Raw genomic sequence first — 11,495 nt, 5'->3', positions numbered from 1 at the left:
CACCTATTTTAAACACGCGAGGTGATCATAAAGTCGTAGACTCTATAACAGGCCACTGCCTGTTACCAGGCAATCATTCAAAATCAAACAGATAGCGTGCTTATCGTTACTTCATCGCCATTTATAACGCCTTGATTATCGGCTCATTACGACGATGGAAGCCAACCTAAAAGCTCGTTATTTACGATGTCCAGCAGCGCCTTTATGTGATCATTACGATCATTTAAGCAGGGAATGTAACTAAACGTTTCGCCGCCTGCTTCCATAAAGCTATCGCGGATCTCCTCCTTGATTTCTTCTAACGTTTCCACACAGTCGGAGGAGAAAGCAGGCGATAGAATCGCAATATGTTTATGGCCCTGCTTGGCAAGCGCGGCTACGTGCTCGACCGTTGCAGGCCCCACCCACTTTTCAGGACCAAACTGTGATTGAAAGGTGGTATCCACTTCCTCCTGACTAAAACCTAGCGTTTCGCCCAGGAGGCGCGTGGTTTTCTGGCACTGGCAATAGTAGGGATCGCCTTGCATCAAATAGCGCTCAGGCACGCCGTGGTAGCTGGCAACTAACTTGGTGGGCCGCGTCTCAAGCTCGGCGTAAACATCTGTTACTGAATTCGCCAGTGCCTGTAGATAAGCAGGGTGATCAAAATAGGCGGGCACCGTACGAATAGAGGGTTGCCACTTCATCTTCATTAAGGCGCGAAACGCCTCGTCATTGGCGGTTGCAGTGGTCGGCGAGGCGTACTGTGGATAGAGCGGAAAAAAAACAATCTTCTCACAGCCCTTTTCTTTCATCTGCGTGAGCACACTGCGTGTTGAAGGATTGCCGTAGCGCATACAGAAATCCACTTCAACGTTGTCGCCGTATAAGGCCTTAAGCTGCTCCGTCAGTTTTTCGGTTTGCGCCCGCGTGATCGTGAGTAGCGGGCTTTCGTTTTGTTCGGTATTCCAAATGCTTTTATACGCTTTACCCGACGAAAAAGGCCGCTTGGATAAAATAATCAGTTGCAGAAGCGGCTGCCACTTCCAATCAGGATAATCGACTACCCGCTTGTCGGAGAGAAACTCACTTAAATAACGTCGCATCGACCAATAATCAGTGGCATCGGGCGTCCCCAGGTTAGCCAGAACTACACCTACTTTTGCCCGCGGCACGGCCGGATGATCACTGGATGCATGGGCCAAGCGGCCTTCGCCCGGCTGGTCCACCACAACGCTATCGGTCATTACGCTTACTCCAAAGACGGCTTCTAATTATCAAAAATCTTAACACTTTTCGATAAGGCGCGGCATAAAGTTATACTATCAACATCATTTGTATAACCACCGGTAAAGTGGCACTCCGCCGCCCCACGCCTTACTTCAAATACGCTTTAAGCGCAGATCGAAGATACTTAAAAAATAGCCGCAAGGTGGTCAGAAGCAAAGCACTTGGAAAACACCTGGAAAGCACGGCGAATAGAGGCAAGCTAAGCGGTTAAAGCAGTGCGCTGACCAGGATGCAGCCGGGCCACTATATAAAGATTTGGGCGTCCGGCGGCTGGTAGGGCTTTGTTGCTTACCGAGCCTGCAAGAAGAGATGAATGCAGGCTGCTGTTTCTTTGCCTGTCACCGCATTAGGGTTTAGGCGAGGGTGGGAAAAACGTTACGCTAACTGTTGTGTGTGCATTCAGTAAATACACAGAGTGGTTCATCAACCGCTTTTTAAAAAACCAGCGGCATTCGTGAGGCTAGCGGCTCGCTGTAATGTGCGTCACGACCAATAACTTCGTCCTGAGGCACATGTTGAACCAGATACGCGCGATGAATACCCGCACGTTTTAGTTCCAAATACACATCATCTAACGAGCGAAACAGCATGGGCTTACCACGTTGGGTGAGCATATGCCGCGCGCCTTCTACATCTTCAAGTTCAAGCTGATAAAAACGACTACCCGAATGCGTAATAACGCGAATTTCGAAATTATCGTGGCTATCGACGAACTGTTTAAGTGCTTTCAGTTCCATGATTCCCTCCTGTTATTGGATACAACAATAGGACCCAGCATGACTGCGTCCTATTACATTCCTGTTACCTTACATTGGCACTTATTGACCAAGAGGGCAACTTTTCAGGAGGTTTCCAGGCTATCAGTCTATTAATACAGCCAAGCTACTGATATTCAGAAGGATCAATCGCCTTACCAAGCGAGTTACGATCAATCCAGTTACCGCCCTTGGTCTCTTTGTAGCGAAATACCACGTTATCGCCGATAGCGACCGGAAGCTCAGCATCTTCTGTTTGATAGCTGTACTTCTCACCATCAACGACCAGCTGATAGCGATAAAGGTCTGGCATACCCAACCACTCTTTAAAAGGCCCTTCGCGCTCTAATTCCTGAAGTTCTCCGCGCCCTTGAAGCTTGGGAAGACGCTGACGATTACCACGCCGAAAACCACCTGCCATGAATTACTCCCGTTCGTTCTCTTCTATATGATCAATATGTTAAGGGCGTCACACCCTCTTTCTAGTCACCAAAGGCTTCGCCATAGCTGTCGGGAGCCAGGTCTTCAAAACGGGTATATTTGCCGATAAACGCCATATGCACCGTTCCGATAGGCCCGTTACGCTGCTTACCGATAATGAGTTCAGCCAAGCCCTGATTATCTGGATTATCCTGGTTATACACCTCATCACGATAGACGAAGGCGATAACGTCCGCATCCTGCTCGATGGCGCCTGATTCCCGCAAGTCAGACATAACCGGGCGCTTGTTGGGGCGCTGCTCCAGCGAGCGGTTAAGCTGAGAAAGCGCCACTACCGGACATTTAAACTCTTTCGCCAAGCCTTTTAGCGAGCGCGAAATTTCCGATATCTCCCCCGTGCGGTTTTCAGAAAAACCGGGGATCTGCATCAGCTGAAGGTAGTCGATCATGATCAGCGACATATTGCCGTGCTCACGCACGACACGGCGCAAGCGCGAGCGCATTTCATTAGGTGAAAGCGCAGCGGTGTCATCGATAAAGAGCTGCTTGTCTTTAAGCAGATTGACCGCCGACGTTAGGCGCGGCCAATCCTCATCCTCCAACTGCCCCGAACGCACGCGGGTTTGGTCGATGCGCCCAAGCGATGACAGCACCCTGAGCATTAGCGATTCAGCCGGCATCTCCATGGAGAACACCATCACGGGCTTATCGCTGGAGATAACCGCGTGTTCGACCAGGTTCATCGCAAACGTGGTTTTACCCATGGAGGGACGCCCGGCAATGATGACCAGGTCCGAAGGCTGAAGCCCTGACGTCATCTCATCCAGATCACGAAAGCCGGTTGATAGCCCCGTCATTTCGCCCTTCAGGTTGAAGAGTTCATCAATGCGATCAACCGCTTTGGTGAGAAGCTCGCTCATGCCAATTGGGCCACCCGTTTTAGGGCGCTCTTCGGCAATCTGAAAAACCAACCGCTCAGCTTCATTAAGCAGCTCATCGGCTGGCCGCCCTTGGGGGGCAAAGGCGCCTTCTGCAATCTGATTCGCCGCTCGAATCAGCTTTCTAAGCGTTGCCCGCTCACGCACAATATCCGCATAGGCGCGAATATTGCTCGCCGAAGGCGTATTGCGGGCAAGCTCCGCCAGGAAAGCCAAGCCACCCACGGTATCCAGGTGATCTCGCTCTTCAAGCGCTTCAGACAAGGTGATGACATCAAGGGGTTGTCCAGACTCCGCCAGATGAATCATGACGTTAAACACCAAACGGTGCTCATAACGATAAAAGTCATCGGCTACCAGGCGCTCGGAAACCGTATCCCACGCCTGATTATCCAGCATTAGCCCGCCTAACACCGACTGCTCCGCCTCCAGCGAATGCGGCGGCAGCTTCAGCGCTGCCGTTTCCTGATCAGCAGAAGGCTGGTCCATAGCGAGCTCCTTTCAATAGTGCAGCATAGCCGACAAAGACCACTATCTTAATCGGACAAACCGTTAGCAACCACCGCTAGGTCATCGCATAAAGGGTTATTTCTAAACGCTCAGGGCTTTCAACAAACCACTAGCCGCTTGAAAATAAGCCTTCGTTAAATAGCAACGGGCTTAAATAACACAGGGTTTAAATAACACAGAGCTTAAATAACAAAGGGTTTAAATAACAAAGGGTTTAAATAACAAAGGGTTTAAATAACAAAGGGCGCGGGAAATCCCGCGCCCTTTTGGCGTAAATAGCAGCAGCAAAGTTTACTCTGCGACGACTACCACGCGAACAACGGCGTCCACTTCTGCATGCAGGTGGAGGTCGATGTCGTATTCGCCAGTTTGACGAATCGGGCCTTGCGGCATACGCACTTCGCTCTTGGCAACCTCGATGCCAGCAGAGGAAATAGCGTCGGCCAGATCACGAGGACCGATAGAACCAAACAGCTTGCCTTCGTCGCCAGCTTTAGACACAAGCGAAAGCTCGATGTCGTTCAGCTGCTCAGCGCGGGCTTGGGCTTCTGCTTTACGCTCAGCCGCTTGAGCTTCAAGCTCAGCACGCTGTGCCTGGAACGCGTCAACGTTCTCTTTGGTGGCCGGTACGGCTAAACCGTAAGGCACCAGGTAGTTACGACCATAACCAGGCTTAACAGTGACCTTGTCACCCAAGCCGCCCAGCTTACCAATGTTGTCGAGCAGAATGACTTCCATCTCGTAAACCTCTTGTCAGTTGCCGCGGGCAAGGCGTGCGCGAATGTTCGCGAATGTATCAATCAGCCCCAACAGCAGCACAATGAGAATCGTGGGCCAGGTCGTGATCAGCAGCACATAAAATGCTACCAGCCACAGCCCGTTCATCCCCTTTAATCCAATATAACCATGCACTAACGCAATGCCGGCAACGAGTAGTGGTATCCAGCCGAGTACTGCTAACGCATGTCCCCCAAGCATCATGCCGACCACACAAAGCACCGCTAACACGGCAAGCTCTTTGGGTGCGAGTCGTAACGCATGAAACTCTTCACGAAACCCGCCCGGGTTATATAACCCCGCTTGCCAGCTTCGCGCCAAGGCTAAACATGCAATCGACGCAATCAGAACCACAAGCCCCGTAACGCCCCCCACCACAATGGCAGCCAGCATTTGGGTATCGTACCCCTGATTAGCCAACTCTGTGAGCATACGATCAACGTCCGGAGAGCCTTGTCGTAGTTGCTCAAGCATTGGCCCCATGTCGCCTGGCAGGCTAAAGATGCCGAACTGTACCATTGCTGCAGCCACGAATGTGCCCGCCAGCAACGCTTCACTCCAACGCATCCTTTCACGCAGGACAACCGCCATCAGCGTTACCAGCAATACGCTGGCCAGCGGGATAACGTCGCCTTGCGACCACCAAAAACCGGCGGGTAGCGCCGCTGCGATAATAACCGGTAGCGCAGGTGCAAAGCCTTTACGCAGGGTTACCAAAGCAGCAATAGCAGCACCTAACCAAAACAGCCACGGCACTAACGTGGCCAGCGCTGCCCCGCCTACGGCGTAAGGCAGCCCTCGCATTAGCCATCTTGCCAGTGCCAGCATCACGTTAAACGCTTACTGGTGGCTATCGGAGTAGGGCAGCAGCGCCAGGTAGCGCGAACGCTTGATAGCAGTCGCCAGCTGACGCTGGTAGCGTGCTTTAGTGCCGGTGATACGGCTCGGAACGATCTTGCCAGTTTCGGTGATATAAGCTTTCAGAGTGTCCAGATCTTTATAGTCGATCTGCTTGACGCCTTCAGCAGTGAAGCGGCAAAACTTACGGCGACGGAAAAAACGTGCCATGGATTAGCTCCTTAAAACGTGCAGTGGATAGAATCAGGCAGTTTCGACGTCTGAATCAGACTCGGACTCATCAGCGCGCGACTTGTCTTCGCGACGCGGACGCTTCTCTTCTGCCGGCTTCATCATCGGAGAAGCTTCAGTAACCGCTTCCTTGCAGCGTACAACCAGGCTGCGGATGATGGCATCGTTGAAGCGGAAGATGTTCTCGATTTCTTCGAGCGTCTCGCCAGTACATTCAACGTTCATCAGCACGTAGTGGGCTTTGTGAATCTTGTTGATCGGGTAAGCCAGGTGACGACGGCCCCAATCTTCAAGACGATGTACAGTACCAGCGTTTTCGGTAACGATGCTGGTGTAGCGCTCGACCATAGCCGGCACTTGCTCGCTCTGATCCGGATGGACCATAAACACGATTTCATAATGACGCATGAGATCTCCTTGCGGTTTGACAGCTTCCGGTGTGTGCCCCGCACAAGCGAGAACGACGACAGGGAAGCAAGGAGTTACTGAAATGCACCTAACTTACCGCCAAACGGCAACTTAAGGCATTAAGCAGAACTGGTGTTCAACTAACGTATTGGCATCTAACCAACGTACAGGTATTTAACCAACGTAAACATCTGCGCCCGCCTGTAGACAAACGGGCGCGAGTATTCTAGTGGGCGCAGGGTTAACTTGCAAGCTGGCGTTGTCGTACTGCCTCAAACAAACAAATCCCGGTAGCCACAGAGACATTAAGGCTTGAAACCTGCCCTGCCATAGGTAGCTTGGCCAGATTATCGCAGGCTTCCCGCGTTAAACGCCGCATGCCCTTCCCTTCTGCTCCCATTACTAGCGCAGTAGGGCCGGTCAAATCGATGTCAAATACACTAGCCTGGGCTTCACCTGCTGTACCGGTAATCCATACGCCGGCATCTTTAAGCTTGGCAAGCGTACGCGCCATGTTGGTGACCTGATAAACCGGCACTACCTCGGCAGCACCGCAAGCCACTTTACGCACGGTTGCATTTAGCGGTGCGGCCTTGTCTTTTGCCACAATAACGCCATGTGCCCCAGCGGCATCGGCGCTGCGCAAGCAGGCACCAAAGTTATGCACGTCTGTCACGCCATCCAGCACTAGCAAAAGTGGCGGTGTTGGCGCCTGCCAGGCACGCAGCTTTAACCACAAGGACTCTTCGCCTTCAGGCGTAAGTGGCGGGCAGAACGCCACCACTCCCTGATGCGCAGCCCCTTGAGTCAACTGGTCCAGCAGGTCACGCGGCTGCTCTTTAATTCGCGCACCACGCGCTTGCGCCTGGGCAACCACTTCGGCCAAACGACTACCGGCTCCTTGCTGAACCCATAGCTCGCGCGGCGTTTCACCGCGCTCCAACAAACTTTGCAAGGCGTGGGTACCATAGACCTGGTCCAGCCCATCCGGCGTACGTACCGTAGTACGTGCACCACGTCGAGACGACGCCGATTTCATACTTAACTTCTCCTGGGCGTTGACTGACGCGTACGTCGCGGGCCACGACGCGTAGATGGCTTATCTTTCTTGGGCGCAGCGTCGCTCTTGGGAGCGGCCGCTTCATTAGTGTCGCCACTGCGGCGTTTACGCGGCTGGCGGCGCGGGCGAGGCTTATCGTCGGTCAAACTGAAATCAATTTTCCGGTCGTCCATATCGACGCGCGCCACTTGCACCGTCAAGCCATCACCCAAGCGATAGGTGGTTCCGGTACGCTCGCCTTTCAGGCGATGCTTCTCTGCCTCATAGTGATAATAATCCGACGGCAGCGACGTCACATGCACCAGGCCTTCGACATAGAACGCATCCAGACGCACAAACAAGCCAAACTGGGTAACCGACGCAATCGTGCCTTCAAAGGTTTCGCCCAGCTTGTCGGACATAAACTCGCACTTCAGCCAGCTTTCTACATCCCGGGTCGCTTCATCGGCGCGACGCTCAGTCATTGAGCAGTGTTCGCCAAGCTCAAGCATCTGCTCAAACGTATAAGGGCACCATTTGCTCGGCGGATCGACCGGCGCTCCGTCAACGCGCACGACGGTATTGGTTTGACGCGGCCCCCGAATGACCGAACGAATGGCACGGTGCACGAGCAGATCAGGATAACGACGAATCGGCGACGTAAAGTGCGCATACGCCTGATATGCCAAGCCGAAGTGACCTTCATTCTGCGGTGAGTACACCGCCTGATTCATGGAGCGCAGCATGACCGTCTGGATAATATCGGCATCAGGACGATCAACAATTGCCTCACGAAGCGCCTGGTAATCCTGCGGCGTAGGCATATCGCCGCCACCCACGGAAAGGCCCAGCTCGTTCAGGAACAAGCGCAGCTTATCCAACCGCTCAGGCGTTGGCCGCTCATGAATACGGTACAGCGCGGGCAGGTCGTGCTTATCAAGAAAACGTGCGGTCGCAACGTTCGCGGCCAGCATGCACTCCTCAATTAACTTGTGCGCATCGTTACGCTTACGCGGCACAATTTTTTCGATCTTGCGCTCGTCGTTGAAGATGATCGCCGTTTCAGTGGTATCAAAATCAATCGCGCCACGCGTTTCACGAGCCCCGCGTAGCAAGTGATAAAGCTCATGCAGGTTTTGCAGCGGCTTCACCAGCTCGCGGTGTTCCTCACGCAGCGCACTGCCCTCTTCGCTCTCGTTATCAAGCATCGCCGCCACGCTGTTGTAAGTGAGGCGAGCATGAGAGTTCATCACGGCTTCATAGAAGGAGTAGCGGCTAATCGCCCCGGTCTTGGAGATATTCATCTCGCAGACCATGACCAGGCGATCCACGTTCGGATTGAGCGAACAAAGACCGTTGGATAAAAGCTCCGGCAGCATGGGCACCACCTGCCCCGGGAAATACACCGAGTTACCCCGCGTGCGGGCTTCATTATCCAGCGCCGTCCCCGGACGCACATAGTGAGAGACATCCGCAATCGCGACTAACAGCTTCCAACTGCCTGACTTGGTTTGCCACGCGCACACGGCATCATCAAAGTCCTTGGCAGACTCATCATCAATCGTAACCAGCGGTGTATCTCGCAGGTCAACGCGATGCTTTTTGTCTTCCTCCAGCACTTCCGCTGAAATGCCGCTGGTTTGATCCAGCACCTCAGGCGGAAATTCAGCAGGAATATCGTAGCTACGAATCGCAATATCGATTTCCATGCCAGGGTCCATACGCTCACCCAACACTTCAATCACTTCACCCACAGGCTGCACGCGGGTAGCCGGCTGCTGCACAATTCTGGCCGAAATCACTTGGCCATCCTTCGCCCCAGCGCTGGCACTGTGAGGAATAATAACTTCCTGAGTAATACGCGGATTTTCAGGAATCAGTATGCCAAATTCCGGCGTATTGCTGCGATATACCCCCACCATTGTTTGCGTATTTCGGGCGATCACATCGGCAATGGTCGCTTCATCGCGGCCACGGCGGTCTGTGCCGCTGATACGGACCAATACATGGTCACCACTGAACACCCGACGCATCTGGCGAGGAGGTAACAACAGATCCGGTTTTTTACCATCATCACGAATCAAGAAGCCAAAACCGTCCCGGTGCCCCAGTACGCTGCCCTTGATCAAATCAAGCTTATCAATTAATGCATAAGCGCCGCGACGGTCACGCAACACTTGACCATCACGCTCCATGGCCGCCATCCGGCGGCGAACGGCTTCAAGGTGATCTTCGTCCTCGATGCCCAGCATGCGGCTCATATTTTCATGGGTAATCGGTTTGCCGTACGTTTCCAACGCCGCTAACAGATACTCACGACTAGGCGCCGGATTATCATATTTTTGCGCCTCACGCTCGGCGTGCGGATCATCACTCAACGTCCAATACTTCATGCGATCGACATCCTTAATTGCATTTGCGGGAGGCGGACAAAAACAGCAGCGGATAGTCGCTGCAGGTAGGGATAGTCAGCGACTGCGTTAATAGGCAGTAAGCTGAAAAACGTCATATTTTGTTTGGTCATGGGGCCAGTATAGCGCTGCATGTTCCATGACCCAACCACCTTAAGCAGCAATTGTGCGATTTGCGCCATAAAATTATCTTTCAGGTCTTGCATTTAACCAGCACCCCGGTATCATACGCGCCACTTGCCCAGATGGCGGAATTGGTAGACGCGCTAGCTTCAGGTGCTAGTGTCCGTATGGACGTGGAGGTTCAAGTCCTCTTCTGGGCACCACGCTTTCTCATGTTATCCTCTTTTCATGAGTAGCGGGTGCAGTGGCAAGTTGATGTGGTTGATGCTTGATATGTATTCGCCCAGGTGGCGGAATTGGTAGACGCGCTAGCTTCAGGTGCTAGTGTCCGTATGGACGTGGAGGTTCAAGTCCTCTCCTGGGCACCATACGAATACAATCAGCAAAATACCCGCAGTACAAATGATGCGCCCAGGTGGCGGAATTGGTAGACGCGCTAGCTTCAGGTGCTAGTGTCCGTATGGACGTGGAGGTTCAAGTCCTCTCCTGGGCACCATTACGCTGGTCCCGTCCGCATCATTGAACACCTTCTTTTGTATTACACCCACTCCATTTACATCATCCCTTTCGATTTTCTACACACTGCTGCTACTTCCCTGCTTGTTCTTTTCTCTTTTTTATTTCGCTATTCAATTAAGCTTAAAGAGCGCGCGCTAGCAGTGACCTAAATAGCGACCATGTTAACTGCATAGTGCTGCACACTCTTTTTATGCAATGGCACTGAAAACCGTAGTGCCGCCCAGACTTTAATTAATCTGATAACGTACATCGATAGTATATACCCTGCTCTGCCAGCTAACCCCAGCGGGAGCGCGGGGGAAAGGCATGGCATTTTCTACCAAGCGGCCACCCACCTGGTTTAATTCTCGCACACGGGATAACCCTACCAACTGATGGCTTAATACGTTGCCGTTGCGATCCAGCGTGAATTCAACCGTAATCACTTCTTCCATACGGCGAGCCCCCATGACTCTGGGCGTCTGCTTGTTTTCAAGCAAGTGCTGTCGAACCAATAAATCATACTGGTTATCGACATCCGCACTATTAGCCTGAGCAATACCCGTTTCTTCCATGACCACTTCCTCGGCTGAAGAGCCATCTTCACCGGCGTGGCCAACCACTGCCTCCACCATTTCATTTTCAGTCTGAGTATTATCGTCAGCTTTCTGATTGGCCAGAGGCTGTTCGACTTGCTCAGGCTGCGCGGTCGGCTCTGCCTGTTTAACCGGCTCAGACCGTTCAGCCACGACAGGATCGGGCTCTGGTTCTGGTTCTGGTTCTGGTTCTGGTTCTGGTTCTGGTTCTGGTTCTGGTTCTGGTTCTGGTTCTGGTTCTGGTTCTGGTTCTGGTTCTGGTTCTGGCTCTGGTTCTGGTTCTGGTACGGGCTTATCAGCCTTAGCCTCTGGGCTTCTGCGCTCAACAGGAGGGGGCGCCTTATCTTCTGCTGGCTCTGGAAGCTCTGACAAAGGCTCATCGACAACCTCTTGAAGAGCCTCCTTAGGGGCCGAGTCCGACGTTGTGACTGAAGGTACTTTCGCTTGAGCCGTGTCGGGCTGGGTAGCCTCACTCTTTTGCTCTTCCCCCGCCATAGCGGCCTGCAACCCTACGCTCATGGAAACGCTTTCGGTAGCTTTGGTCGCCACGACAAAATCAGCATCCTGCCTTAACCAGAGAGCGCCCACTATTAAGTGCAAAAAGACCGAAAAACCTACATAAAAACCAATGCGGTGCAACC

General features: G+C 52.9%; 12 protein-coding genes and 3 tRNA genes. 3 read left to right on the top strand and 12 right to left on the bottom strand.

Going from position 1 to position 11,495, the window contains the following annotated elements:
- Positions 1-146: 146 nt before the first annotated feature.
- The 11 genes from hemH to ACT3TC_RS15315 form a co-directional block, all read right to left on the bottom strand.
- A complete protein-coding gene (gene hemH, locus ACT3TC_RS15365) occupies positions 147-1,226 on the bottom strand; it encodes a ferrochelatase (protein WP_444640754.1) in 1,080 nt (359 codons plus the stop codon).
- 477 nt (positions 1,227-1,703) lie between these two features.
- A complete protein-coding gene (locus ACT3TC_RS15360; RefSeq protein WP_172116093.1) occupies positions 1,704-2,006 on the bottom strand; it encodes a DUF6482 family protein in 303 nt (100 codons plus the stop codon).
- 145 nt (positions 2,007-2,151) lie between these two features.
- Positions 2,152-2,445, bottom strand: coding sequence for a hypothetical protein (locus ACT3TC_RS15355; protein ID WP_087107793.1), 294 nt, complete (start codon positions 2,443-2,445; stop codon positions 2,152-2,154).
- A gap of 61 nt (positions 2,446-2,506) precedes the next feature.
- Positions 2,507-3,892, bottom strand: a complete 1,386-nt coding sequence (gene dnaB / locus ACT3TC_RS15350) for a replicative DNA helicase (RefSeq protein ID WP_172116092.1) — start codon at positions 3,890-3,892, stop codon at positions 2,507-2,509.
- A gap of 312 nt (positions 3,893-4,204) precedes the next feature.
- Positions 4,205-4,651 carry a 50S ribosomal protein L9 gene (rplI, locus tag ACT3TC_RS15345; RefSeq protein ID WP_172116091.1) on the bottom strand — a complete coding sequence of 149 codons (447 nt, stop codon included), beginning with the start codon at positions 4,649-4,651 and terminating at the stop codon, positions 4,205-4,207.
- A gap of 15 nt (positions 4,652-4,666) precedes the next feature.
- Positions 4,667-5,518 carry a hypothetical protein gene (locus tag ACT3TC_RS15340; RefSeq protein WP_087107798.1) on the bottom strand — a complete coding sequence of 284 codons (852 nt, stop codon included), beginning with the start codon at positions 5,516-5,518 and terminating at the stop codon, positions 4,667-4,669.
- A 12-nt stretch (positions 5,519-5,530) separates the two neighbouring features.
- Positions 5,531-5,758 (bottom strand): 30S ribosomal protein S18, encoded by a 228-nt coding sequence (gene rpsR, locus ACT3TC_RS15335; protein ID WP_009097135.1) that lies wholly within the window; start codon positions 5,756-5,758, stop codon positions 5,531-5,533.
- A gap of 33 nt (positions 5,759-5,791) precedes the next feature.
- Positions 5,792-6,187 (bottom strand): 30S ribosomal protein S6, encoded by a 396-nt coding sequence (rpsF, locus tag ACT3TC_RS15330; RefSeq protein WP_087107800.1) that lies wholly within the window; start codon positions 6,185-6,187, stop codon positions 5,792-5,794.
- A 241-nt stretch (positions 6,188-6,428) separates the two neighbouring features.
- On the bottom strand, positions 6,429-7,226 hold the full coding sequence (gene rlmB / locus ACT3TC_RS15325) for a 23S rRNA (guanosine(2251)-2'-O)-methyltransferase RlmB (RefSeq protein ID WP_172116090.1): 798 nt from the start codon (positions 7,224-7,226) through the stop codon (positions 6,429-6,431).
- Between the two features lie 2 nt (positions 7,227-7,228).
- Positions 7,229-9,619, bottom strand: a complete 2,391-nt coding sequence (rnr, locus tag ACT3TC_RS15320; protein ID WP_444640752.1) for a ribonuclease R — start codon at positions 9,617-9,619, stop codon at positions 7,229-7,231.
- Positions 9,616-9,843, bottom strand: coding sequence for a hypothetical protein (locus ACT3TC_RS15315; protein WP_172116088.1), 228 nt, complete (start codon positions 9,841-9,843; stop codon positions 9,616-9,618). The genes rnr and ACT3TC_RS15315 overlap by 4 nt, the downstream gene beginning before the upstream one ends.
- A gap of 33 nt (positions 9,844-9,876) precedes the next feature.
- On the opposite strand from ACT3TC_RS15315, the gene ACT3TC_RS15310 reads away from it, so the two are divergent.
- The 3 genes from ACT3TC_RS15310 (at position 9,877) to ACT3TC_RS15300 (ending at position 10,256) form a co-directional block, all read left to right on the top strand.
- A tRNA-Leu gene (locus tag ACT3TC_RS15310) sits at positions 9,877-9,963 on the top strand.
- A gap of 78 nt (positions 9,964-10,041) precedes the next feature.
- Positions 10,042-10,128: transfer RNA gene (locus ACT3TC_RS15305), tRNA-Leu, on the top strand.
- A 41-nt stretch (positions 10,129-10,169) separates the two neighbouring features.
- Positions 10,170-10,256, top strand: a tRNA-Leu gene (locus tag ACT3TC_RS15300).
- A gap of 250 nt (positions 10,257-10,506) precedes the next feature.
- On the opposite strand, the gene ACT3TC_RS15295 is transcribed toward ACT3TC_RS15300, so the two are convergent.
- A partial coding sequence (locus tag ACT3TC_RS15295; protein WP_444640750.1) for a TonB C-terminal domain-containing protein occupies positions 10,507-11,495 on the bottom strand: 989 nt, incomplete at its 5' end.

Source organism: Halomonas sp. AOP27-A1-41 (assembly GCF_052378605.1).
GTDB lineage: Bacteria > Pseudomonadota > Gammaproteobacteria > Pseudomonadales > Halomonadaceae > Vreelandella > Vreelandella citrativorans.
Note: the sequence above shows the minus strand (reverse complement) of the source record. Positions and strands in the feature narration are given on the sequence as shown.